The sequence below is a fragment of the Streptomyces sp. NBC_00310 genome (assembly GCF_036208085.1).
GTDB lineage: Bacteria > Actinomycetota > Actinomycetes > Streptomycetales > Streptomycetaceae > Streptomyces.
Window position 1 is genome coordinate 1,716,250 of the sequence record NZ_CP130714.1, and the last position, 23,656, is coordinate 1,739,905.

Here is a 23,656-nt window from a genome sequence, read left to right on the forward strand (position 1 = left end):
GTCCGGATCATTGACGAAGTACGACTCGCACCTCTAGCGTCCTCCGACGGAGCCGCACACAATCCAACAATTCAGACCGTGTCGACATGGTCCGCCGTGTTCTCGCCCCGATCCGCCGGGCGTCCGCGAGCAGGCCCCCATGAGCGCCCCCGGCCCAGTCGCCCTTCGCGGACGCGGCCGTCGGGCGGCCCGCGCCCCGTGCCCCTCACCGTCGGCACCGGACCTCGTCATCCGCCCGGCCCTTCACCTCTTCCAGAAGGAATCCTGATGCTCCGACGCGCCCTCACCCTGGTGCTGACCGCCGCAGTGAGCGCTTCCGCACTGCTCATCACCGCGTTCCCCGCCCAGGCCGCCCAGGTCACCGTCACCAACGCGACGCAGTTCACCGACACCACGGGAGCCGTCGTGCACGCCCACGGCGGCGGGGTGATCAAGGTCGGCTCCTCCTACTACTGGTTCGGCGAGAACCGCAACGCCGACAACACTTTCAAGGCCGTCTCCGCCTACCGCTCGACCGACCTGAAGACGTGGGAGTTCAGGAACGACGTCCTGACCCAGTCCAGTGCCCCCGAGCTGAACGTCGCCAACATCGAGCGCCCCAAGGTCATCTTCAACAGCACCACCGGCAAGTTCGTCCTGTGGATGCACAAGGAGAACGGCAGCGACTACACCCAGTCCCGCGCCGCCGTCGCCGTCTCCGACACCGTCGACGGCGACTACACCTGGCAGGGCAGCTTCCGGCCGCCGACCGGCACCACGTCCCGGGACATGACGCTGTTCAAGGACGACAACGGCACCGCCTACCAGATCACCTCCGCGGCCGGCAACGCTGACCTGCAGATCTGGAAACTCAACGCCGACTACTCCGCCTACGACAGCCTGACCGCCAACCCCTGGCCCGGCACCTTCCGGGAAGCGCCCGCACTGTTCAAGCGCAACGGCGTCTACTTCATGCTCACCTCCGGCAACAGCGGCTGGAAGCCCAATCAGCAGAAGTACGCCACCGCCAGCAGCATCGCCGGACCCTGGACCGCCATGACCGACATCGGTGACTACACCGGGTACGACTCCCAGACCACCTTCGTCCTGCCCGTCCAGGGCACCTCGGGCACCTCGTACCTCTACATGGGCGACCGGTGGGGCAACTCCATGGGCGGCACGGTCAACGACTCGCAGTACGTCTGGCTCCCGCTGACCTTCCCCACCAAGACCACCATGAACCTGCCGTGGTACCCGCAGGTCGCCATCGACACCACCGCCGGAACCGTCACCGGCGTGGGCGGCGGCCCCTACTACGACCTGGTCGCCCGGCACAGCGGCAAGTGCCTCGACATCTCCGACAACTCCGCCGCCGACAGCGCGGTCGCCGTCCAGTACACCTGCATCGGCGGCCTCAACCAGCAGTGGCGGCTGCAGGACGCCGGTGACGGCTACGTCCGCGTCCTCGCCCAGCACAGCGGCAAGTGCCTGGACGTGGCGAACAACTCCACCGCCGACGGCGCCTTCGTCAACCAGTACCGGTGCGGCACCGGCACCAACCAGCAGTTCCAGTTCCAGGACCAGGGCAACGGCTACTACCGCCTCATGGCGCGGCACAGCGGCAAGTGCCTCGACGTGAGCAACGCGTCCACCGTCAACGGTGCCCGCCTCATCCAGTGGCCCTGCGGCACCGGCACCAACCAGCAGTTCCAGCGCCGCACCGCCTAGTTCTAGCACTCCAGTCCAGTTCGCTGTCACCGCCGCTCAGGGCGACCAACTCATCGGATGGGTCACGTCGTTGCCCAGTGGTGCGCGACGCGGTAGCGCGAGGCCGGTGCGTCGGCAGAGCAATGCGCCGCTGATACGGCCGAGGAGTTCACGCGAAGCCGATCCGCACAGCCGTCCGGCGTTCGGCGCGCTCGTTTCGAGACGGGTACGGAGCGCCGCCGCACACCGGAAGGCTTCCGCGCGCTCTGCCGTGAGCACCACCTCGACGCCTCGGCTGTCGGTGGCACGCGGAACTTTCTTGCCTCGTTCCGCCACGGTAGTGCCGCCCATCCCATTTGTTGACACATCAAGCACATGGGGCAATGATTGACACGTCAACGAATTAACCGGCGTGCTCGATCGAGCTGACGGGTCGCCATCGCACCCCGCGAGTGCGAGAACCGCTCACGAAGGAGTCCGCCCATGTCTGATCTCGTCTTCGGCCTGGACACGTTCGGCGATGTGCCGGAGGACGACTCCGGCACCCTCGTTTCCGACGCGAGGGCCATCCGGCAGGTCGTCGACGAGGCCGTGCTCGCGGACGAGATCGGCGTCGACGCCATCGCCCTCGGTGAGCACCACCGCCCGGAGTACTCGATCTCCACTCCGGAGACCGTGCTCGCCGGCATCGCCACGCGCACCAGCCGTATCCGCCTCGCCTCCGGCGTGACCGTGCTGAGCTCCGACGATCCGGTCCGCGTGTTCCAGCGGTTCGCGACCGTGGACGCCCTCTCGAACGGCCGGGCCGAGGTCATCCTCGGCCGCGGCTCCTTCACCGAGTCGTTCCCCCTCTTCGGATACGACCTCAGCGACTACGACGTGCTGTTCGAGGAGAAGATCGAGCTCTTCGCCAAGCTGCTCGAGGAGAAGCCCGTCACCTGGAGCGGCACCAAGCGTGCGCCCCTCGACAACGCCGACGTCTTCCCCAAGACCGAGTCCGGACACCTCACCACCTGGGTCGGTGTCGGCGGCTCACCCCAGTCGGTCATCCGCACCGCGCGCTACGGACTTCCGCTCATGATCGCCATCATCGGCGGCAGCCCGGAACGCTTCGCGCCCTATGTCGACCTCTACCAACGCGCCACCGCGGAGTTCGGCACGACCGCCCATCCGGTCGGGATGCACTCACCGGGCTTCGTCGCCGACACGGACGAGGAAGCCCGGGAGCTGCACTGGCCCCGCTACCGGGTCATCCGTGACCGCATCGGCGCCCTGCGGGGCTGGCCACCGGTCCGCCGGGAGGAGTACGAGAACGAGATCGCACGCGGCTCCCTGTACATCGGCTCGCCCGAGACGGTCGCCCGCAAGATCGCAGGTGCCGTCACAGCCCTCGGGGTCGGCCGGTTCGACCTCATCTACACCGCGGGATCCATCCCGATCAGCGCTCGCCTGCGCGCCGTCGAGCTGTACGGCACGAAGGTGATCCCGATGGTCCGCGACATCCTCGCCGGCTGACACCGTGAACGGAGAAGAGAACGGAGAAGGCATGACCAGCGCGGACATCGCCACGGTCGGCATCCTGGGGGCGGGAAAAGTCGGCACCGTGCTCGCGCGCCTGGCCCTGGCAGCCGGCTACCGCGTGCTGGTCGCCGGATCGGGCGACCCCGCCAAGATCGCCCTCACCGTCGAAGTGCTCACGCCCGGCGCGGTCGCCGTCACCGCGACGGAGGCCGCGGCCCGGGCGGACATCGCCATCCTCGCCCTCCCGCTCGGCAAGTACCGCACCATTCCCGCCGAAGCACTGCAGGACAAACTCGTCATCGACGCGATGAACTACTGGTGGGAGGTCGACGGCGTCCGCGAGGACCTCACCGACCCACACACGTCGTCAAGCGAGATCGTGCAGGCGTTCCTGCCCGGAACGCGCGTGGTCAAGGCGTTCAACCACATGGGCTACCACGACCTTGAGGACGGCGCCCGGCCAGGGGGAACACCGGGACGCAAGGCGATCGCGATCGCCGGTGACGATCCGGGCGACCTCGCCACCACCGCGCGCCTCGTCGACGCCTTCGGCTTCGACCCCGTCATGGCAGGCCCCCTCGCCGAAGGCGTACGGCTCGAACCGGGTACCGAGCCCTTCGGGGCCAACGTCGACGCCGGGGAGTTGCGCGCGATGCTCGACCGCTTCCCGGAGTCAGAGCGCGGACGAGCCGTCATCAGTGCGAGGGCCGCTGCTTCGGCAGGCCAGGAGGGGAACACGGTTTGTTCGTCGAACAGTTCCCCTGGCTGAAAGCAGTGGTAGCGCTGACCGGTCAACCGGTGAACAGGTGCTGCCGGATCGATCGACCATGGCCCGGGCCACCTGTACGCCGCTGCCACTCACTACGAGCTGGTCAGGTCCGCTCTCAGCGTCAGCCGCGCGTACTGGGCCGGCTGTCGCGCTCGCGCGCACGCTCATCCGGCAGGGGCTGTTCCGCCCAGATCGTCTTGCCGACGGAAGTCTGACGACTGCCCCAGCGCTCGGCCAGTTGGGCGACGAGCAGCAGGCCACGTCCGCCCTCGTCGAAGACGCGGGCCCGCCGCAGGTGCGGGGCGGTGCTGCTGCCGTCGGAGACCTCGCAGATGAGTGCGTCGGCGCGGATGAGCCGCAGCTCGACGGGGCCGTTGCCGTACCGGATGGCGTTGGTGACGAGTTCGCTGACGATCAACTCGGTGGCGAACTCGAGCTCGGCCAGCCCCCAGGTGTCCAGCTGCTCGGACGCCGCCTTGCGGGCCCCGGCGACGGCCGCGGGATCCCTGGGCAGCTGCCAGGTGTGCACCTGGTCCGCGCCGAGAGTGGAGGTGCGGGCCAGGAGCAGGACGATGTCGTCGGCAGGGGGTTCGGGCAGTACCTTGCGCAGCACTTCGTCGCAGGTCTCCTCCAGGTCGGCGGCCGGGTGGCGCAGCGCTTCGCACAGCAGGTCGAGTCCGACGTCGATATCGCGGCCGGGGGTTTCGATCAGGCCGTCGGTGTAGAGGGCGAGCACGCTGCCCTCGCCCATCTCGATCCGGGCGGCCTCGAAGGGCAGTCCTCCCAGGCCGAGCGGTGGCCCCGCGGGCAGGTCCAGTACGTGTACGGTCCCGTCGGCGGTCACCAGGACGGGCGACGGGTGCCCTGCCCGTGCCAGGTCGCAGCGGCCGGTGACGGGGTCGTAGACGGCGTAGAGGCAGGTGGCCCCGACCTCTCCCGAGGTCCCCTCCGCCTGCCCTCGCGCATCCGGGCCTTCCTCCCGGTCGAGGCGGACGACCAGGTCGTCCAGCCGGGTGAGCAGCTCGTCGGGGGCGAAATCGGCGTCGGCGAGGGTCCGTACCGCGGTGCGCAGGCGGCCCATCGTGGCCGAGGCGTGCACGCCGTGGCCCACGACGTCACCGACCACCAGCGCGACCCGTCCCCCGGACAGGGCGATCACGTCGAACCAGTCTCCGCCGATCTCGTCCCCCGAACCGGCGGGGAGGTACCGGTGGGCGAGGTCCACCGCATCCGCTCCCGTCAGCCGCTCGGGCAGCAGACTGCGCTGGAGGGTGAGCGCGGTCCGGTGCTCGCGGGTGTAGCGGCGGGCGTTGTCGATGCTCACCGCCGCCCGGGCGGCGATCTCCTCGGCCAGCGTCAGATCGTCCTGGACGAAGGGATCCGCCGTACGGTGCCGCAGCAGGTGCATCACGCCCAGGGTGACGCCCCGCGCGCTCAGCGGCACCATCATCACCGAATGGATCTTCAATCGCCTGATGCTCTCGGCACGGGCCGGGGAGGCCGTCGACCACTCGCGCAGCAGCGGGTCGCCCACCGTGTGGTAGCTGCCCCGGCCGGTGATCAGCGCCCGGGCCTGGGGTGAGCCGGGAGGGCAGACGTCGGTGTCGCCCACCGGGATCACGGATTCCGGGCATCCCGGGAGCACCGACCGTTGCGCGGTCCGGCGGCAGACGACCGGTGTGGCAGGGGGTATCGGCTGCGGCTCGTGTCCCTGGACGACCGATTCCAGCAGGTCGACGGTGACGAAGTCGGCGAACCCCGTCACGGCCACCTCTGCCAGTTCCTCGGCTGTCCGGGTCACGTCCAGGGTGCTGCCGATGCGTACGCTGGCGTCGTTCAGCACCGCCAGGCGCCGCCGGGCCCAGTACTGCTCGGTGATGTCGATCACCAGCGCCGACACCCCCAGCACCGCGCCCGCCCGGTCCTTCAGCGGGGAGAGGAACAGCGACCACGCGTGATCGCGGACCTCACCGGAAGCGCGAAAAGGCTGCTCCTCACGGAAGATCGTCTCCCCGGTGCGTACGACCTGGTGCTGGAGACGGTCGATCTCGTCCAGGGGCGGGGCGGGATAGATCTCCCACAGTGTCCGCCCTCTCATCTCCTCCGGCGTCAGCCCCATCGCCTGGCTCATCACCTCGTTGCAGGTGACGAACCGCGCCTCGCTGTCGTAGATGGCCACGGGCAGCGGGAGCTGCGCGAGCGTGAGGTTCCACAGTCCCGCCGTCCCCGGATCGGTCGGCCGGGAGGAATACGTCAGCGCCGCCGGGGTGACGACCCAGTGGCTCCCGCCGTCCGCGTCCACCAGCGGCGTGCCCCGGAGCCGCACGGTGACACGGTCTCCGTGCCGGTTCCGCAGCGCCAGATCGCTCGTCCACGGCTCCCCGGCGGCCACGTGGTGCCGCATGGCGTAGGGCAGCTCCGCGGCGAGCAGGTCGGCGGCCGGCCGCCCCGTCACTTCCTCCGGCTCGTACCCGAGCAGCCGCCCGGCTCCGGCACTCCACACCATGACGGCACCGCGGGCGTCGATGACGACCGCGAAGTCGTCGGGTGCGGCTACTCCCCTTGCTCCTATGGTCGTGTCGGGCTCATCGTCCATGGGTATCCCGACCTCGTTCCTGCCGCACCCCGTCACGCCGCTGCGTCACCCACGGGGTGCTGCCTCCAGCATCTCGCCGCGGGACACGGCTCTCAACCGGCCGCAGCGGACCGGGCGGCCGACGCGTCTCGGGGACCAGCCGGGCTAGAGGGGCGTCGTCGCCGACGGCACGAAGGGCGCCCCGTGTCCCGGCACGATCAGGGCCGGGCCGAGAGCCAGGACCTTCTCCCTGGCCGCCCGCAGTTGATCGCGGTCGGGCGCGAAGGGGTCGTCGGCCGGTCCTTCGGCGGTCCACCACAGATGGGTCAGGACCACCAGGCCCTCGTCCGCCGTCACCAGGGTGCTGACGTCCTCGGCGGTGTGGCCGGGCGTCGTCATGAGCGTGATCGACGGGGAGAGCCGGTATCCGTCGGCGTTCCGGTCCTCCCAGACGTCGTCGTGGTAGATGGCCATGTGGTCGTGGAAGCGGGCTTCGGGAAACAGGGCGGCGTTCAGCGTGTGGTCCGGGTGGTGGTGGCTGAAGATCACGTCGGTGACGTCCGCGGGGGCCAGTCCGTGGGGCGCCAGCGGGTCCAGGATGAGCCGGCGGTCCGCGACCATGCCGGGATCGACGATCGCGACGGTGGCGCCGTCGACGAGCAGGGTGACGGTGCCGGCCACCCGCGTGTCGGCGTAGCCGGTGGTCAGGACGTGGAACGAGGCGGTCATGACGGGGCTCCTCCGGTGAGGCCTTGAGTGACTTGAGCGACTTGAGTGAGGGGTGTGAGGGGTGTGGGGCCGTGCGCGCCGGTCACCGGGGGAAGGAGCGCCCGGAAGCCGGTGATCAGGGCGCGGAGACCGACGTCGAAGGCGAGCTCGGCGCGGCGGTGGTCGGCCGGGGTGTGCGCGAGTACGGCGGTGAGGTGCGGGGCGGTTACGCGGGTCACGTCGCGGACCATCACCGGCGGGGCCACGAGATCGAGAGCGGAGCCGAGGATGAAGCTCTCCATCGCGGTGATCAGAGGCATGACCTGGCTCGCGCCGAAGCCGGCGGTCAGCAGGAGTCGGGCGACCTTCTCGTACATCGCGTGCAAGAGGGGTTCGGCGAGCGGGGCGGTGGCGAGCAGGGGCACCGCCCCGGGGTGCGCGGCGAAGGCCCTGCGGTAGGAGCGGGCCCATTCCTCCAGGGCCTGCCCCCAGGGCTGTGCCGCGTCCCAGGCGTCGGGGCTGGTCTCCCGGGCCAGCTCTTCCCGCATGAGCGAGATGATCTCGTCCCGGCCCGACACATGGTGGTAGAGCGCGGAGGGGGCGACGCCGAGCTCCCTGGCCAGGGCGGGAATGGTGAGGACGCCCTGGTCGTCGGCGAGTCTCAGCGCTGCGGCGCCGATGCGGCGGCGGTCCAGCAGAGGGGTGCGCGGCCTTGGCACGAGGGCTCCTCTTCGTATGTCCCGCCGTTCGGCAGGCGGCACGGCCGCCCGCACGACGTCACCGGAACCTTATCGAATGGCATTCAGTAAAACTCTCCGGTCCTCGCGGTGCGGATCGGCCGCGAGCGGCCGGAGGTCTGCGCGAAGCTCGGTTCACGGCGGGCGCCCTCGGGTACCGCCGTGCCGGTCACCGCGTCCCTGCTGCCCGCTCAGCCCTGTGCGGCGGACGCCTGCGCCCGGAAGACGTTGTTCGCGACAAGGGTCGCCGACTCCCCATCCCCCGCGATCCGCAACGGACCACGACTCACGTGCCGATGGGAGAACTCAAAACCAGCCACCAGGGCATGTCCGGCGGATCTCACGTCCTTGCCGAGCGCCACCAGGGAGCATGCATCATGAGCGGGTGACGACATCTGAATCTGCCGCAGCCCGGTCTCTGTCACCTGCTGACGCGGGCGCGTTGCTTGCGCTGGCTGACAGCCACCATGCCCGCACCGTACGCCCGTTGGGCAGTTCCGAGGTTGCCGGGCACGTGGTGAAGTCCTATGCGATCGAGGCGCCTGGGCGGACCGTGACGGACCGGGACGCACAGGCCGCGCTGCGGATCGCGGCCGACCACCTGTCGTCGGCTCATCTGCGGGGCTCACTCGGGCTTTCCGTGCTGCTGATGCATGCCGGTGGCGACGGTGACTACGTTCTGGTGCACACCTGGATCGAGGGGTACATGTCCGACCTCGCCTTCTTCACCGGGCCTGCCGGGGACCTCGGCCGGCTGCGGCCCGGCCGGTCGGGCCTTGCTCCCTGCGTGTGGGAAGCGGCGGTGCTGGCTCACGAGCGGGACTCGTTCAGCCGGCAGGTGCTGGATGGAGACGGCGCTCTCGAAGAGCGGCTGACCGCGTGGCGCGGCGACGTGCTGGAAGGCGAGGTTCGTTGACGGGCACCGGGGTGCCTCGGGTGCGGCATGCGCGCCCCGCCGATCTGCCGCACATCGCCCGGCTGGCGGCCGAACACGCCGCGTACGAGGGGGCGGTGCCGCCGCCTGCCGACCTGCCCCACCGGCTGGAGCCACTGCTCTTCGGTCCGGCGGCTCCGCGCCTGTGCTGCTTCGTCGCGGAGCAGGCCGACGGCGAGCTCATCGGATACGCCTCGTGCGCGCCCGAGTTGTCCACCTGGGACGGTACGGAGTACCTCCACATGGACTGCCTGTTCCTGCGAGACGGTCACCGGGGCCTGGGCGTCGGCCCGATGCTGGTGGACGCCGTGCTGGCCGAAGCACGTGCACGGGGACTCAGCCAAGTCCAGTGGCAGACTCCACCGTGGAACGAGGACGCGATCAGGTTCTATGACCGGCTGGGTGCCCGGGCGAAGGAGAAACGGCGGTACTTCCTGTCGGTCGACTGAGGTGCGGTTGTCGGCCCGTTGCCGGAGGCACGCTCTGACGGCAGCCACCGTGCCGGCCCCCTGGAGGACGTGGGCCCGCTCGATACCCCCTACGGATGTCCTCCGGCGGAGGTCGGGGCCTTGCTCGTGGGCCCGCTCGGGGATGCCTACGGCGTGCCGGGAAGCCGGACCGTGACGAGGAGACCGCCGACGGGGCGGGGGACGAGGTCGAGGGCCCCGTCGTGGGCGCGGACGATGCTGTGCACGATGGCCAGACCGAGGCCGACGCCGGCGTGCTGGTCGGTGCGTACGCGTTCCGTTCCTCGGCGGAAGGGTTCGGTGAGGGTCGGTACCAGTTCTGGTGGGAGCCGACGGCCCGTGTTCTCGACCCGCAGCACGCTCGTGCCGCCGTGCGCCTCGGTGCGGACCGTCACGGTGCTGCCGCCGGGGAGATTGTGGACGATGGCGTTCTGGACGAGGTTCGTCACCATCCGCAGCAGGAGCTCCGCCGAGCCGCTGGTGCGGGCCGCCCCGCCGGAGACCTCGAGCGTGATCCGGCGCTGTTCGGCGAGGGGAAGCAGCGTTTCGGCGGCTTCTTCGGCGATGAGGGAGCGGTCGACGCTCTCGCGGGTGAGGTTTCCTCGATCGCCGCGGCCGAGCAGCAGGAGGGCCTCGGTGAGGTCGATCGCCCGCGTGGTGACAGCGTGCAGGCGTTCGATGAGTTCGCCCGGGTCCCGCGTGGGGTCCTTGCGGGCGACGTCGAGAAGCACCCGCGAGATCGCCAGCGGGGTGCCCAGTTCGTGGGAGGCGTTCGCGGCGAACCGCTGCTGCTCGGCGACGTGCGACTCGAGCTGTTCGAGCATCGAGTCGAACGTGTCGGAGAGTTCGCGGAATTCGTCCTGGCGGCCCGTCATGCGGATCCGGTGGGAGAGCGACCCGTTTCCGGCCATCCGTGCCGCATCCGTGATCCGTGTGAGTGGTGCGAGCATCCGGCCGGCGAGGATCCATCCCCCGACGAGGCCGAACACGAGCAGGAAGACCATCGCCACGGCCGCGGCGGGGGCGAAGGTGCGGACAAGGAGGTAGCGGTTGGGCGAGATCCCGAGAAGGCCCTGGGAGTTGTCGGGTACGTAGCGCAGCAGGAACATTATGCCCGCGATACACGCAATCCCAGGACCTCTCAGGCAGCGCCGGGGATATCACCGGAGGCGGGCGGCTGCCAACCGTGCGGTGGACACCGGCTTCGTGCGCTCACGGCACGCCTGCACCACCCCTACCTCCGGTCATGGCGATTGATAGGTGGGCCGGGAGGGGCTGCCCATCAACTCTGGGCGTACTGGAGTTGCTGGCGTTCACCCCGTGTCGGGGAGTTCGAGGCCGGGGCATGCGCCGGCCTGTCATTCCATTGCCAAGGTGTGCTGGGGCCGATCGGCCACCCGCACCGCCAACGGGAGGTTTCGTGAAGTTCGTCAAGGGTGTCCTTGCCACCGTCATGGTGGCCGGGATGGTGTCGGCTGTCGCACCGTCGGCCTCGGCACAGCCGGCGTCGGCTGATTCGGCTGAGGGGACGGACAAGGCGGACGCGATACAGGTGGTCGACCGTGACGGCCGGCCGTTGTCGGCGGAAAGCATCGGGTACGGCGCCACCGGGAGGGCGCAGGCAGCCAATCCGCCGCTGGGCAGCAGCTTCGACGGGTACGTCAGCGGGGTACTGGTGCACTTCAGTAACGCGTACCAGTGGCTCGACCGCGGAGGAAGCTGGAGATTCGGCAACGCCCGGCTGTCCATGCAGACCGACGGCAACCTGGTGTTGTACGACGTGCGGAACAACGCGGCGCGGTGGGCGAGTAACACCAGAGGCTCGGGGGCTACCCGGATGCTGTTCCAGCCCGACGACAACCTGGTTCTCTACACCGCTGGTGAGACCGCCCGGTGGGCGACGAATACCACCAACGACTGCGGCAGCCTCGTCCCGCTGCTGGCTTTGCAGGAGGATTCGAACTTCGTGATCTACTGCGGCCAGGTCAGCGGCGGCAGCCTCAGCGTTCGTCCGATCTGGGCCACCAACACCAGGTTCTGACAGGCAAGGTCCACCAGGTCCACCAGGTCCACCAGGGATGGGACCCCAGCGGAATCGGGTTGTCCCTCCCGGGTGGACTCGGCAGTGGCTGATGCTGATGGCGTACCCCCACGAGAGGCGGATCGGCTCGACGGTGTCTGGCGGCGGTGCACCGGTGTCCTACACGGTTGGTCCAGATCGCGGAGACGTCGGTACGCCGACCCTTCGTGATCACCACCAACGTCGTGTCAGCCGCAGGGGGGAAACAGAAGATGGGCCGCCGTGAGAGTCCGCTGGATCCCGAAGCCGGGCCGGTCCAGCGTTTCGCCCATCAACTGCGCACGCTGCGCCAGGAGTCCGGCGGGATCACCTACCGCGCCATGGCCGAGCGTGCCGAGTATTCGGCCCCGACCTTGTCCGAGGCCGCCGCAGGAGAGCGGCTGCCCTCGCTCCCGGTGGTCCTGGCCTACGTAGCGGTGTGCGGCGGGGACCCTGAGGAGTGGGAACCGCGCTGGCAACGGGCGCTGGACGAGTCCTTACAGCCGCCGCATGACGACGGGGCGGTGGCGCCGTACTCGGGTCTGGCCCGATTCGAGCCGGACGACCGTGACCGGTTCTTCGGCCGTGACCGTCTGATAGCCGAACTGGTCCAGTTGGCGGGGGCGCACCGTTTCGTGGGTGTCGTCGGTACGTCCGGCAGCGGGAAGTCGTCGCTGCTGCGGGCCGGGCTGATCCCGGCGCTGCGCTGCGACCGCCCGCCCCAGGACCGTCCTGCGGCCATCAGGATCCTCACCCCGGGTCAATATCCGGCCACCGCGCACGCGCACGCGTTCATCCCGGTGGCGGGCGAGGCGGACACGTGGGTGGTCGTGGACCAGTTCGAGGAGGTCTTCACCCTCTGCCAGGACACCGCCGAACACGACCGGTTCATCGGCCTGTTGCTGAGCGCGCTCGATCCAGGCCGCCGGCTGCGGGTGGTGATCGCGGTGCGGGCGGACTTCTACGGCCACTGCGCCGACCACCGTGCCCTGGCCGACGCGCTGCAGGGGGCGCATCTACTGGTCAGACCGATGAGCACGGACGAGCTGCGGGAGGCGATCGTCAGACCTGCGGCCGCCGACGGCCTGACCCTTGAGCGCGCGCTGACCGCCCGGGTCATCGCCGAAGTCGACGGCCAGCCCGGTGCTCTGCCGATGATGTCCCACGCCCTGCTGGAGACTTGGCGCCGCCGCCGCGGCAAAACGCTCACGCTGAAGGCGTACGAGGCCGCCGGTGGCGTCCTCGGTGCCATCGCCGGCACGGCAGAACACGTCTACACCGACCTGTCGTCCGGCCAGGCCGCACTCGCCCGCCGCCTGTTGCTGCGGCTGATCACACCTGGTGAGGGGGCACAGGATTCCCGTCGCCCCGCCCGCCGCACCGAATTCGCCGGCAGCGGCCCCGAAGGTGCCGACACCGCCCTGGTCCTGGACCAGTTGGCCCGCGCCCGCCTGGTCACCCTCGATGACGACACCGTCGACCTCGCCCACGAAGCGCTCATCACCTCGTGGCCCCGGCTGCGCACCTGGATCGACGAGGACCGCGAACTCCTTCGCCGGCACCGCCGCCTCACCGAAGCCGCCACCACCTGGCAGGAACTGGACCGCGACCCCGGAGCCCTCTACCGCGGCACCCGCCTGGCGTCAGCCGCCGAACTCACGCGGATGTCCCTGTCCACGGGAGAACAGGAATTCCTGGAGGCCAGTCTGGCGGCGCAAGCGGCCGAACACACGGCGGCCGGTCGCCGCGCCCGGCGCCGCCGCCAGACGGTGGCGATACTGAGCGTCCTCCTCGTGTTGACCGCCACCACTACCGTCGGCGCGGTGCGGGCACAGCGAGCGGCGGAGCGCCAGCGCGATGTCGCGGTTTCCCGGGAACTCGCGGTGCGGTCGGACGCGCTTGTGTCGCAGCGTCCGGAGGCAGCGATGCTGTTGGCGCTCAAGGGATTTCGGCAGGCGCCCACGGTGGAGGCTCGCAGCAGTCTGCTCAGCGCCTACGGCATGTACCCGCCGGACGGCTGCCACGCTGACCGGGCACGACAGAGCGGTCAGGGCGGTGATGTGGTCACCGGACGGGCGTAGGGCGGCGACAGCCGGCGCCGATGGCACCGTGCGGGTGTGGGACGTGGCGTCGCGCCGCACCACGGCTGTTCTCACCGGGCACACCGACGCCGTCGGTGCACTGGCCTTCTCCCCGGACGGCCGCACCCTGGCATCGGGCGGCGATGACAGCACCACCCGGCTGTGGAGCATCGCGGCGCGGCGAACCGTCGCCGTCCTACGCGGCCACAACAGCTCCGTGGAAGCGGTGGCCTTCGGTCCGGACGGCCGCACCCTGGCTACCGCCGGTATGGACGGCCGCATCATGCTGTGGAACCCGCGCACACACCGCCGGACCGCCACCCTCCCCGCCTATGAGAACGCCGCCGTGAACGCGGTGACGTTCAGCCCTGACGGCCGCACCATGGCAACCGCCGGCGCCGACGGCACGACGCGCCTGTGGAACACGGCGATACGCGAATCAACCGCCATCCTCGGCATGGAAGGCGCCGTGCGGGTGGCCTTCAGTCCGGACGGCCGCACACTCGCGACCACCTCCGCGACGGGCACCGTCACACTGCGGGACGCCAGGCGACAGCGGGTGACGGCTACGCTCACCGGCCACGAGAACGTGGCCTACGCCGTGGCCTTCAGCCCGGACGGCCGCACGCTCGCCACCACTGGCGCCGACCGCACCGTCCGGCTGTGGGACACCGCCACACACCGGCAGACCGCTGTCCTCACCGGCCATACGAGCACCGTGCTGGCGGCTGCCTTCAGCCCGGACGGACGTACCCTCGCCACCGGCAGCTACGACCGGACCGTACGCCTGTGGAATGTGGCCGAGCGGCGCACGTCCGCCGTGTTCAGGGGACACGAGGACGGCGTCTTCGCCGTGGCCTTCAGTCCTGACGGTCACACGCTCGCCACGGCGGGCGGCGACCGGACAACCCGATTGTGGAGTGTCACCGGCCGTCGGGCCGGTGCTGTGCTCGCCGGGCACACCGACGCCGTCCACGCCCTCGCGTTCAGCCCGGACGGGCGCATCCTCGCCACCGCCGGCGCAGACCGGACGGTCAAGCTGTGGAATGCCGCCACGCATGAGGTGAGCGCCACCCTGAGCGGTCACAGTCAGGCGGTCTCCGCGCTCGCCTTCACCCGGGACGGACAGACCATGATCACCGGCAGCCACGACCGCACGCTGCGCCTGTGGAATGTCAGGACACGACGCGTTACGGCCGTCATCTCCGGCGGAACGGACGGCGGCGTCAGCGCCCTGGCAGTCAGCCCTGACGGTCACACCCTCGCGGCCATCGGCGGGGGCGAGAGGCGTTCATGGATCCTCGAGACCCGACAGATCACCCAACGCATCTGTCAGGCCAGCACGACCCACCACTGGCCCACGCTCATGACCGACTACCCCGGCGATGCGCTCTGCACCTGAACCCAGGTGACCGCTGAGGCGGCGGGCACCTGCGCGACCTCGCCCGGCCTTCCCCCCACCGGTCCCGTACCGGTCCCGTTCCGGGGAGCCGACGGTCCGGGTCGTCCGCCTGGCCCCCGGCGCCATCGTGTCGGTCAGGACCGGGGGCCCGCCTGGTGCTCGGCGTTCGTGTTCCGGTGGTCGGTGGACTGGGGCCCGGTCATGTCGAGCAGGAGCATCGTGTCGTGGTCGGGGCTGCCGGGTTCGGCGGTGTAGACGCCGAGGCGCTGGCCGGGGGTGCCCTCGAGATGCATGCCCTGGCCGTTGAGGGTGAGGATGCCGACCTGGGGGTGGTGGAAGGTCTTCTGGATCTTCTTGCGCCCGACGACGTCGTAGCGCTCCCACAGCTTGGCGAAGTCGGGGCTCTTGAGCAGGAGTTCACCCACCAGGTTGGTGAGATCGGGGGCGTCCGGATCCATGCCGGCCAGGGCTCGGAGCCGGGCGACACAGGCGCGGACCTGGTTGTCCCAGTCGGGGAAGAGGGTGCGGGCGGTGGGGTGGAGGAACAGGTAGCGGGCGAGGTTGCGCTGGGTGGCGGGCCAGTCCGCGAGGCCCGCGTACAGGGCCAGGCCGCCGGGGTTCCAGGCGAGCAGGTCCATGCTGCGGCTGACGACGTAGGCCGGGCTCGGCCGCAGGGTCTCCAGGACCACTGTCAGATGCGGGCGCACGGTGCGGCTGGGCGGCGGCGCCGGTTCGGGAGCGTACCGCGCGGCTCGGGCGGCGAGCTCGCGCAGGTGCTGGTGCTCCGCGTCGTCGAGGCGCAGGGCACGGGCGAGGGCGTCCAGCACGGAGGGGCTGGGGCGGGTCTCCTTGCCGCGTTCCAGCCGGACGTAGTAGTCGATGCTGATGCCGGAGAGCGTGGCCAGTTCCTCGCGGCGCAGGCCAGGGGTGCGGCGCAGTCCGGGGCCCACGGTGAGGCCGACCTGGTCGGGGCTGGTCTGGGTGCGACGCGCGCGCAGGAACCGGCCCAGTTCCATGTCGGCGCTCCTGCCGGTGCTCTGCTCGGATGCCATGGCTCCAGTGTCACACCGCGCTGACCTGCGCGGCAGGCGTGTGGGGGGTCCTGTCACACCCCTGAACACCACTCCCTGGCACATCCCGGCCTGCCACAGAACGGGAAAAGGCGCGAGGCTCTCTTTGTGTCAGTACCTGGTTCCCGCGCAGGCGTCAGTGGGCGGTCACGAACCGCGCTCTCAGTACCTGGTTCCCCGTGCAGGAGATCGTTCCTTGTCCCCGTCCGCCTTCGTCTTCATGGGCCCCGTCGCCCGGTGAAGGTGAGGGTGCCCGTCGGCGTCGGCGGCGCGCCGGCCGTGCCGGCCCTGACGGCGCTCCCGCTGAAGCAGGTCCCCGCCGAACGGACCGATGTCGTCGCCGGGCCCGAACATCCGTCTACTGATCGCCGCCACGGCCCCACCCGTCCAGTACAGAGAGAAATCCCATGCAGAACGTCACCCTGAACAACGGCGTCGAGATGCCGGTCCTCGGTTTCGGTGTCTTCCAGATCCCGGCGGAACAGACCGAGCAGGCCGTCACCGAGGCCCTCGCGGCCGGCTACCGGCTGCTGGACACGGCCGCCGCCTACCAGAACGAGGAGGCCGTCGGCCGCGCCATCAAGGCCGCCGGCATCCCGCGCGAGGAACTGTTCGTCACCACCAAGCTGTGGGTCCAGGACGCGCCCGGCGAGGAGAACACCAAGCGCGCCTTCGAGACCTCGCTGACCAAGCTCGGCCTGGACCACCTCGACCTGTATCTGATGCACCAGCCCTACGGCGACGTGTACGGCCAGTGGCGCGCCATGGAGCAACTGAACCGGGAGGGCCTGGCCAGGGCGATCGGCGTCGCCAACTTCTACCCGGACCGGCTCCTGGACCTGATCATCAACAACGAGATCACCCCGGCGGTCAACCAGATCGAGACCCACCCGTTCTTCCAGCGCACCGCCGACCAGGAACTCATGCGCGAGCACGGCGTCCAGATCCAGTCATGGGGCGGCTTCGCCGAGGGCAAGAACGACCTCTTCACCAACCCGGTCCTGAGCGGCATCGGCGAGAAGCACGGCAAGTCCGTGGCGCAGGTCGTGCTCCGCTGGCTGACCCAGCGGGGTGTCGTGGCGATCCCCAAGTCGGTCCGTGCCGAGCGTATGGCGGAGAACTTCGACATCTTCGACTTCGAGCTCACCGACGACCAGATGGCGGCCATCGCCACCCTGGAAACCGGGGCGAGCCTGTTCTTCGACCACCACGACCCCCAGATGGTCAGCTGGCTCAGCGCACGGCGCCTGGACGCCTGAGCCGGTCGCCGCGCACCCGACGACAGAGCGGACGCGGATGCCCAGGGCACGCGAGCACGGGACATCCGCTCCGACGCCACACCGCGGCCTGGAACACAGCCCGTACGTCATGAGGAGAAATGCCTTGATCACCCGCACTCTCGGCCACAGCGGACCGAAGGTCTCCGCGATCGGACTGGGCTGCATGGGGCTCAGCCACGGCTACGGCCCGGCAGTCGACGACCAGGACGGCATCGCCCTCATCCGCGCCGCCGTCGACCAGGGCGTCACCTTCTTCGACACCGCCCAGGTCTACGGCCCGTTCACCAACGAAGAACTCGTCGGGCGGGCCCTGGCACCCGTTCGCGACGACGTCGTCATCGCCACCAAGTTCGGCTTCTCCTTCGACGGCTCCCGGTCCACCGGCCTGGACAGCCGTCCCGAGCACATCCGGTCGACGGTGGAGGACTCCCTGCGCCGACTGGGCGTGGACAGCATCGACCTGCTCTACCAGCACCGCGTCGACCCCGACGTGCCGATCGAAGAGGTCGCCGGCGCGGTGAAGGGACTCGTGGAGGCCGGCAAGGTCAAGCACTTCGGCCTGTCCGAGGCCGGGGTGGACGTCATCCGCCGCGCCCACGCCGTACAGCCGGTCACGGCGCTGCAGAGCGAGTACTCCCTGTGGTGGCGCGAGCCCGAGGAGCGGATCCTGCCCACGCTGCTCGAACTGGGCATCGGATTCGTCCCGTTCAGCCCCCTGGGCAAGGGCTTCCTGACCGGCGCGATCTCCAGCACCACGTCCTTCGGCGACTCCGACCTGCGAGGCAGCCTGCCCCGGTTCACCGAGGAGGCCCGCGCCGCCGACCAGGCCCTCGTCGACCTGCTGTCGGCCGTCGCCGCGCGCAAGGGCACCACCAACGCCCAGATCGCGCTGGCCTGGCTGCTGGCCCAGCACCCCTGGATCGTGCCGATCCCCGGCACCACGAAGATCCATCGCCTGCGGGAGAACGCGGGCGCGGTCGACGTCGAACTCACCCCGCAGGAGCTGGAGGAGATCACCGAGGCGGCCGACCGGGTCGACGTCAGCGGCGACCGCTACCCGGAACAGATGCAGCGATGGATCAATCGCTGAACCCGTCCATGGGGCGGCCCGGCGCCGGACGACTCGGCGCCGGGCCGGGCGAACCCGCCGCGCCGGGGCGACGCGCGCTCCTTCGTGGCGTACTTCTGGGAGGAGCCACCGTCATGACCGGCGTACAGCTCACCGGCTGCGGCTCCCCGTCACGGTCGAGCGGCACGGCGCCGGGGGCAGGCGAGCGAGCTGCCCCGACGGCCTCACCCGGGAGCCGGGTCCTGCTGGCGTACTTCTCCCGGCCGGGCGAGAACTACTACTACGGCGGGCGTACGGACCTCAGGATCGGCAACACCGAGGTCCTCGCCCGGATGATCAGCGACCACATCGACTGCGACACGCACCGCATCGAAGCCGTCGCCCCCTACTCCGACGACTACGACGAGACGGTCGCCCGCAACCTCCGCGAGCAGGAGGCCGACTCCCGGCCCGCGATCGCCGACCCCCCGGCCTCGATCGAGCGTTACGACGTGGTGCTGCTGGCCGGCCCCATCTGGAACGTCCGGGCACCCATGATCATGTCGACCTTCGCCGAGAGGTACGGCTTCCGCGGCAGGACGGTCCATCCGGTCACGACGTACGCGATGAGCGGACTGGGCACCACCGAGCGCGACTACGCCGCGTCCTGCCCGGGCGCGACCATCGGGGAAGGGCTCGCGGTGCGTGGCGAGGAGGTCCGGAACGCCGATGCCGAAGTCCGGGCGTGGCTGCGCCGCACAGGCCTGCTCCGGGACTGACCGACCCCTTTCCCAAAAGGTTCAGTCTGACAGTGCCGTGGCCGGTGGGACAGGTGGGTGAGGGGCCCTGACACACCCCGGCTGGCCGCTCCACGGCACAACACGGCCTGCCACAGGGCCAGTTGTCCCGCCAGGCTGGGGGAATCCCCCACGTTCCCCGTGCAGAGAGAGTGAGCATGTCCACCGAAACCCCCGAGTCAGCCACGTCTCCCCCCACCCGGGCCGCGTCCACACCCTCACGCCGTACGTTCATCGCGACGACCTCCGCGGCGGGCGGTGTCATCGCGGCGGGCGGTCTGGTCGCGGGTCCGTCGCTGCTGGGCGCCGAGGAGGCCACCGCCGAAGAGGCCACCGCCCTCGATGCGGCGCCCGGCAGCCGCGTCTCGATGACCGTCAACGGCGAGCGGCACACCGTCACGGTCGACAACCGCACCTCGCTGCTGGACCTGCTGCGCGAGCACCTCGGCCTGACCGGCTCGAAGAAGGGCTGCAACGCCGGTGCCTGCGGGGCCTGTACGGTCCTGGTCGACGGACGCCGGGTCAACTCCTGCCTGACGCTGGCCGTTCGTCTGGAGGGGGCCGAGGTCACCACCATCGAGGGCCTCGCCGACGGAGACGAACTCCATCCGCTGCAGCAGGCGTTCATCGACCAGGACGCCTTCCAGTGCGGCTACTGCACGCCCGGCCAGATCGTCTCGGGCGTCGGCTGCCTGCGGGAGGGCCACACCGGTTCCCCGGAGGAGATCCGGGAGTGGATGAGCGGCAACATCTGCCGCTGCGGGTGTTACGTGAAGATCGTGCGCGCGGTCGAACAAGCCGGTCGGAAGTGAGTGCCCATGTACCCCTTCTCCTTCACCAAGGCGTCCGACACCCGGGAAGCCCTCGACGCCGGTCGTCGTGGCGGCCGTTACATCGCGGGCGGGACCACTCTGGTCGACCTGATGCGCGAGACCGTCGAGCGCCCGGAAACCCTCGTCGACATCAGCGGGCTGCCGTTGGACGAGGTCACCGTCACCGAACGGGGCGGTCTGCGCATCGGCGCGCTGGTGACCATGAGCGAGGCCGCCGCCCACCGCAAGGTGCGCACGCTGTATCCGGTCGTCTCGCAGGCGCTGGAGCTGAGCGCCTCCGCCCAGCTGCGCAACATGGCCACCATCGGCGGCAACATCATGCAGCGCACCCGGTGCACGTACTTCCGGGACGTGACCGCCGACTGCAACAAGCGCGAGCCCGGCTCGGGCTGCGCCGCACTGGAAGGCGTCAACCGCACCCACGCGATCCTGGGCACCTCCGACGCCTGCGTCGCCACCCATCCCTCCGACGTGGCCGTCGCCTTCGCCGCCCTGGAGGCACGGGTGCGTCTGCTCGGCCCGGACGGGCGGCGCACCGTCGCCTTCGCCGACTTCCTGCTCCGGCCCGGCAGCACACCGAACCACGAACAGGCCCTGCGGAAGGGCGAGTTGATCACCGATGTGGAGATCCCGGCCCACCCGCGCCCGCTGAAGTCCGGCTATCTGAAAGTGCGGGACCGGCAGTCCTACGAGTTCGCCCTCACCTCCGCCGCCGTCGCCCTGCAGGTCCGTGGCGGTGTGATCCGTGAGGCCCTGGTGGCGGCCGGCGGCGTGGGCACCGTGCCGTGGAAGCTCTCGGCGGTCGAACGAGCCCTCATCGGCGAACGCCCCTCGGAACGTCTCTGGACCCGAGCAGCCGCGTCGGCTGCGGACGGGGCCCGGCCGTTGGAGCACAACCGCTTCAAGGTCGAGCTGCTCAAACGCACCGTCGAACGCCAGCTGCGCATCGTAGGAGACCACACATGAGCCCCCAGCCGCAGGCAGCCGTCGGCGCACCGCTCTCCCGGGTGGACGGGCGCCTGAAGGTCACCGGGCAGGCGAAGTACGCCGCCGATCACGAACCTGATGGACCCAAGAGCGTCGTGCACGCCGTCGTGGTCGACAGCAGCATCGGCCGGGGCCGCATCACCGCCATCGACACCCGCGCCGCCGAGGCCCAGCCCGGCGTCCTGAAGGTGATCCACCACCGCAACGCCCCCAAGCTGCCGTACGGGCCCAACGCGGGATCGCTCAACCTTCCGGGCGAGCGGCTGCGCGTCTTCCAGGACGACCGGGTCCACTTCCACGGCCAGCCGGTCGCCGTCGTCGTCGCCACCACCCTGGAGGCCGCCCAGCACGCGGCGAGCCTGGTGGAGATCGCCTACGAGGCCGAGCGGCCGGTCACCGATCTGACGGACGCCCCGGCGGCGGGGGAACCCCGCACCTACGCGCGCGGCGACGCGGAGACGGCCCTGCGCGACGCCCCCGTACGGCTGGAGATGACCTACCGGACGGCCCGCAACCACCACAACGCGATGGAGCTCCACGCCACCGTCGCCCGCTGGGACGGTGAGCGGCTCACGCTGTGGGACAAGACCCAGTGGGTGCAGAGCCCACGGGACGAAGTCGCCGCCAACTTCGGCATCCCGGCGGAGAACATCCGCGTCGTCTCACCGTTCGTCGGCGGCGCGTTCGGCAACGCCGCGCGGGCCTGGCCGCACATCACCGTCGCCGCTCTCGCCGCCCGTGAGACGGGCCGCCCGGTCAAGCTCGTCCTCACCCGCGGGCAGCTCTACTTCGGGGTGGGCTTCCGGCCGTCGTACGCGTACAAGGTGCGCCTGGGCAGTGACCGCCGCGGGCGGCTGACGGCGATGACCCACGACCTGCGCGCGGAGACGTCACGCTACGAGACGTTCACCGAGCGCGGTGTCCTCGTTCCGGGACAGATGCTCTACACCACGCCCCACGTCAGCCAGACGCACCGGACGGTGCCGCTGGACGTGAACACCCCGACCCCGATGCGCGGGCCCGGGTACTCCAGTGCCGTCTTCCCCGTCGAGAGCGCGATGGACGAGCTCGCGCACGAGCTCGGTATCGACCCCATCGAGCTGCGGCGGCGCAACGAACCCGAGAACGACCAGTCGAGCGGGCGACCGTTCTCCACCAGGCGACTGCGGGAGTGCTACACCGTGGGCGCCCGGGAGTTCGGCTGGAACCGCCGCAACCCGAAGCCCCGCTCGACCCGCGACGGCGACTGGCTGATCGGCACCGGCATGGCGACAGCGCTCTACGACACCCTGCGGGCGCCGGGCCGGGCCTCGGTGCGCCTGGACGCCGACGGCACCGCCCTGGTCGAGTCCTCGACCAGCGACATGGGCCCCGGCACCTACACCTCCATGACGCAGGTCGCGGCCGACGCCCTCGGCCTCACGGTGCGCAACGTCACCTTCCGGCTGGGCGACACGAACATGCCCACGGCCCCGCTCCACGGCGGCTCGCTGACCATGGCCAGCGTCGGGTCGACCGTCTAGGACGGCTGCGACGCACTGCGGCAGCAGGCCATCGAACTCGCCGTCGGGGACGAGGACTCACCGTTGTACGGCGCCGATACCGAGGACGTCGTCGTACGGGGTGGCCGGCTGCAGGTGAGGACCGACCCCGCCCGCGGGGAGACGTACCGGCAGCTCCTCACCCGCAACAAGCGCGAGTCCCTGGAGGTCATGGGCTCCTGGACCCCGGGCCAGTCGCGGTCCTCGATGTACGCGTACGGCGCGGTGTTCGCCGAGGTCGCCGTGGACGCCCGCCTGGGACTGGTCCGGGTGCGGCGCATGCTCGGTGTCTTCGACGCGGGCCGGATCATCAGTCCGAAGCTGGCCGACAGCCAGGCCATCGGCGCGATGACCGGCGGGATCGGCATGGCCCTGCTGGAACACACGGTCACCGACCACCGTGACGGCCGGATCGTCAACGCCGACCTCGCCGACTACCTGGTCCCGGTCAACGCGGACGTCCCCGACCTGAAGGCGATCTACGTCGACGGCCGGGACGACGAGGCCGACCCCCTCGGCGTCAAGGGCCTCGGGGAGGTGGTCCTGGTGGGCGTGGCACCCGCCATCGCCAACGCGGTCTTCCACGCCACCGGCCGCCGGGTCCGTGACCTGCCGATCACGGCCGAGTCCCTGCTGTGAGCCGAGCCCTGTGCGGCGGTGCACAGCACCGCCGCACAGGCCGCCCTTCCTGGAGATCCCACCCATGCTGAACATCGCGGACACGCTGCGCACCTGGTGCCACGAGGCCCGCCCCTTCGCCCTCGCCACCGTGATCCAGGTCAGCGGCAGCGCACCACTGCCCGTCGGCAGCGCGCTGGCCGTGGACGCCGATGGCACCGTGGTCGGCAGCGTGTCCGGAGGCTGCGTGGAGGGCGCCGTCTACGAGCTGTGCCGACAGGTACTCGAGTCGAACGAGCCCGCGACCCGGGCACGGTTCGGCTACTCCGACGACGACGCCTTCGCCGTCGGCCTGACTTGCGGCGGCGAACTGGACGTCCTGGTGCAGCGGATCGACCCCACCGGCCGTCGTGACCTCACCTCGGCCCTCGACGAGATGACGTCCGGCCGGCCCGCCGCCGTGGCCCGTCGGCAGCGCCCTGGAGGAGACTGCCGACCGGGTGTGCGAGCACGCCCGGTCGAACCGTACGGGCCATGAGCTCT

18 protein-coding genes and 2 pseudogenes are annotated in these 23,656 nt (G+C 70.4%); 15 read left to right on the forward strand and 5 right to left on the reverse strand.

Going from position 1 to position 23,656, the window contains the following annotated elements; all coding sequences use genetic code 11:
• Window positions 1–267 precede the first annotated feature (267 nt).
• The 3 genes from OG202_RS07545 to OG202_RS07555 all read left to right on the forward strand — a co-directional run bounded on the left by OG202_RS07545 (window position 268) and on the right by OG202_RS07555 (window position 3,976).
• On the forward strand, window positions 268–1,707 hold the full coding sequence (locus OG202_RS07545) for an RICIN domain-containing protein (RefSeq protein WP_328222536.1): 1,440 nt from the start codon (window positions 268–270) through the stop codon (window positions 1,705–1,707).
• Between the two features lie 462 nt (window positions 1,708–2,169).
• Window positions 2,170–3,201: an LLM class flavin-dependent oxidoreductase gene (locus OG202_RS07550; protein WP_326584460.1), complete on the forward strand. Its 1,032-nt coding sequence runs from the start codon at window positions 2,170–2,172 to the stop codon at window positions 3,199–3,201.
• Between the two features lie 31 nt (window positions 3,202–3,232).
• A complete protein-coding gene (locus OG202_RS07555) occupies window positions 3,233–3,976 on the forward strand; it encodes an NADPH-dependent F420 reductase (RefSeq protein ID WP_327730851.1) in 744 nt (247 codons plus the stop codon).
• Between the two features lie 121 nt (window positions 3,977–4,097).
• Here OG202_RS07555 and OG202_RS07560 read toward each other — a convergent pair whose 3' ends face one another.
• The 3 genes from OG202_RS07560 to OG202_RS07570 form a co-directional block, all read right to left on the reverse strand.
• Window positions 4,098–6,572, reverse strand: coding sequence for a SpoIIE family protein phosphatase (locus OG202_RS07560; protein ID WP_327730850.1), 2,475 nt, complete (start codon window positions 6,570–6,572; stop codon window positions 4,098–4,100).
• Between the two features lie 144 nt (window positions 6,573–6,716).
• Window positions 6,717–7,280, reverse strand: coding sequence for an MBL fold metallo-hydrolase (locus tag OG202_RS07565; RefSeq protein WP_326584457.1), 564 nt, complete (start codon window positions 7,278–7,280; stop codon window positions 6,717–6,719).
• Window positions 7,277–7,978 carry a TetR/AcrR family transcriptional regulator C-terminal domain-containing protein gene (locus OG202_RS07570; RefSeq protein WP_327730849.1) on the reverse strand — a complete coding sequence of 234 codons (702 nt, stop codon included), beginning with the start codon at window positions 7,976–7,978 and terminating at the stop codon, window positions 7,277–7,279. Before OG202_RS07570 ends, OG202_RS07565 begins: the two co-directional genes overlap by 4 nt.
• A gap of 403 nt (window positions 7,979–8,381) precedes the next feature.
• Between OG202_RS07570 and OG202_RS07575 the strand changes: the two genes are divergently transcribed.
• Window positions 8,382–8,912 carry a hypothetical protein gene (locus OG202_RS07575; protein ID WP_328222537.1) on the forward strand — a complete coding sequence of 177 codons (531 nt, stop codon included), beginning with the start codon at window positions 8,382–8,384 and terminating at the stop codon, window positions 8,910–8,912.
• Between the two features lie 20 nt (window positions 8,913–8,932).
• On the forward strand, window positions 8,933–9,379 hold the full coding sequence (locus OG202_RS07580; protein ID WP_405892811.1) for a GNAT family N-acetyltransferase: 447 nt from the start codon (window positions 8,933–8,935) through the stop codon (window positions 9,377–9,379).
• A gap of 146 nt (window positions 9,380–9,525) precedes the next feature.
• Here the strand turns inward: OG202_RS07580 and OG202_RS07585 are convergent, their stop codons facing one another.
• Window positions 9,526–10,506, reverse strand: coding sequence for a sensor histidine kinase (locus tag OG202_RS07585; RefSeq protein WP_327730847.1), 981 nt, complete (start codon window positions 10,504–10,506; stop codon window positions 9,526–9,528).
• Between the two features lie 311 nt (window positions 10,507–10,817).
• On the opposite strand from OG202_RS07585, the gene OG202_RS07590 reads away from it, so the two are divergent.
• The 3 genes from OG202_RS07590 (at window position 10,818) to OG202_RS07600 (ending at window position 14,939) form a co-directional block, all read left to right on the forward strand.
• The gene (locus OG202_RS07590; RefSeq protein ID WP_327730846.1) at window positions 10,818–11,438 is read left to right on the forward strand and encodes a hypothetical protein; all 621 of its coding nucleotides are present in this window, start codon (window positions 10,818–10,820) and stop codon (window positions 11,436–11,438) included.
• Between the two features lie 251 nt (window positions 11,439–11,689).
• Window positions 11,690–13,537 carry a helix-turn-helix domain-containing protein gene (locus tag OG202_RS07595; RefSeq protein ID WP_327730845.1) on the forward strand — a complete coding sequence of 616 codons (1,848 nt, stop codon included), beginning with the start codon at window positions 11,690–11,692 and terminating at the stop codon, window positions 13,535–13,537.
• Window positions 13,515–14,939 (forward strand): WD40 repeat domain-containing protein, encoded by a 1,425-nt coding sequence (locus OG202_RS07600; RefSeq protein WP_405961829.1) that lies wholly within the window; start codon window positions 13,515–13,517, stop codon window positions 14,937–14,939. Before OG202_RS07595 ends, OG202_RS07600 begins: the two co-directional genes overlap by 23 nt.
• A gap of 134 nt (window positions 14,940–15,073) precedes the next feature.
• Here OG202_RS07600 and OG202_RS07605 read toward each other — a convergent pair whose 3' ends face one another.
• On the reverse strand, window positions 15,074–15,991 hold the full coding sequence (locus OG202_RS07605; RefSeq protein WP_326584451.1) for a helix-turn-helix transcriptional regulator: 918 nt from the start codon (window positions 15,989–15,991) through the stop codon (window positions 15,074–15,076).
• Between the two features lie 425 nt (window positions 15,992–16,416).
• Here OG202_RS07605 and OG202_RS07610 point away from each other — a divergent pair, with 425 nt between their 5' ends.
• The 7 genes and pseudogenes from OG202_RS07610 to OG202_RS07640 form a co-directional block, all read left to right on the forward strand.
• Window positions 16,417–17,268 carry an aldo/keto reductase gene (locus OG202_RS07610; protein WP_326584450.1) on the forward strand — a complete coding sequence of 284 codons (852 nt, stop codon included), beginning with the start codon at window positions 16,417–16,419 and terminating at the stop codon, window positions 17,266–17,268.
• 124 nt (window positions 17,269–17,392) lie between these two features.
• Window positions 17,393–18,379: an aldo/keto reductase gene (locus OG202_RS07615; protein WP_326584449.1), complete on the forward strand. Its 987-nt coding sequence runs from the start codon at window positions 17,393–17,395 to the stop codon at window positions 18,377–18,379.
• A gap of 113 nt (window positions 18,380–18,492) precedes the next feature.
• Window positions 18,493–19,116, forward strand: a complete 624-nt coding sequence (locus OG202_RS07620) for a flavodoxin (RefSeq protein ID WP_326584448.1) — start codon at window positions 18,493–18,495, stop codon at window positions 19,114–19,116.
• Window positions 19,117–19,292: 176 nt separating this feature from the next.
• Window positions 19,293–19,946, forward strand: a complete 654-nt coding sequence (locus OG202_RS07625; protein WP_327730843.1) for a (2Fe-2S)-binding protein — start codon at window positions 19,293–19,295, stop codon at window positions 19,944–19,946.
• A 6-nt stretch (window positions 19,947–19,952) separates the two neighbouring features.
• Window positions 19,953–20,933 carry an FAD binding domain-containing protein gene (locus OG202_RS07630; protein ID WP_327730842.1) on the forward strand — a complete coding sequence of 327 codons (981 nt, stop codon included), beginning with the start codon at window positions 19,953–19,955 and terminating at the stop codon, window positions 20,931–20,933.
• Window positions 20,930–23,134: pseudogene (locus OG202_RS07635) on the forward strand (xanthine dehydrogenase family protein molybdopterin-binding subunit). Before OG202_RS07630 ends, OG202_RS07635 begins: the two are co-directional and overlap by 4 nt.
• A gap of 64 nt (window positions 23,135–23,198) precedes the next feature.
• Window positions 23,199–23,582, forward strand: a pseudogene (locus tag OG202_RS07640) (XdhC family protein); the annotation flags it as partial.
• Between the last annotated feature and the right edge of the window lie 74 nt (window positions 23,583–23,656).

Bases quoted from the DNA above. Each gene is read 5' to 3' on its own strand.
- OG202_RS07595 (WP_327730845.1), top strand. From the start codon at position 11,690: ATGGGCCGCCGTGAGAGTCCGCTGGATCCCGAAGCCGGGCCGGTCCAG.
- OG202_RS07620 (WP_326584448.1), top strand. From the start codon at position 18,493: ATGACCGGCGTACAGCTCACCGGCTGCGGCTCCCCGTCACGGTCGAGC.
- OG202_RS07630 (WP_327730842.1), top strand. From the start codon at position 19,953: ATGTACCCCTTCTCCTTCACCAAGGCGTCCGACACCCGGGAAGCCCTC.
- OG202_RS07600 (WP_405961829.1), top strand. From the start codon at position 13,515: ATGTGGTCACCGGACGGGCGTAGGGCGGCGACAGCCGGCGCCGATGGC.
- OG202_RS07625 (WP_327730843.1), top strand. From the start codon at position 19,293: ATGTCCACCGAAACCCCCGAGTCAGCCACGTCTCCCCCCACCCGGGCC.
- OG202_RS07605 (WP_326584451.1), bottom strand. From the start codon at position 15,991: ATGGCATCCGAGCAGAGCACCGGCAGGAGCGCCGACATGGAACTGGGC.
- OG202_RS07560 (WP_327730850.1), bottom strand. From the start codon at position 6,572: ATGGACGATGAGCCCGACACGACCATAGGAGCAAGGGGAGTAGCCGCA.
- OG202_RS07555 (WP_327730851.1), top strand. From the start codon at position 3,233: ATGACCAGCGCGGACATCGCCACGGTCGGCATCCTGGGGGCGGGAAAA.
- OG202_RS07550 (WP_326584460.1), top strand. From the start codon at position 2,170: ATGTCTGATCTCGTCTTCGGCCTGGACACGTTCGGCGATGTGCCGGAG.
- OG202_RS07585 (WP_327730847.1), bottom strand. From the start codon at position 10,506: ATGTTCCTGCTGCGCTACGTACCCGACAACTCCCAGGGCCTTCTCGGG.
- OG202_RS07545 (WP_328222536.1), top strand. From the start codon at position 268: ATGCTCCGACGCGCCCTCACCCTGGTGCTGACCGCCGCAGTGAGCGCT.
- OG202_RS07565 (WP_326584457.1), bottom strand. From the start codon at position 7,280: ATGACCGCCTCGTTCCACGTCCTGACCACCGGCTACGCCGACACGCGG.
- OG202_RS07610 (WP_326584450.1), top strand. From the start codon at position 16,417: ATGCAGAACGTCACCCTGAACAACGGCGTCGAGATGCCGGTCCTCGGT.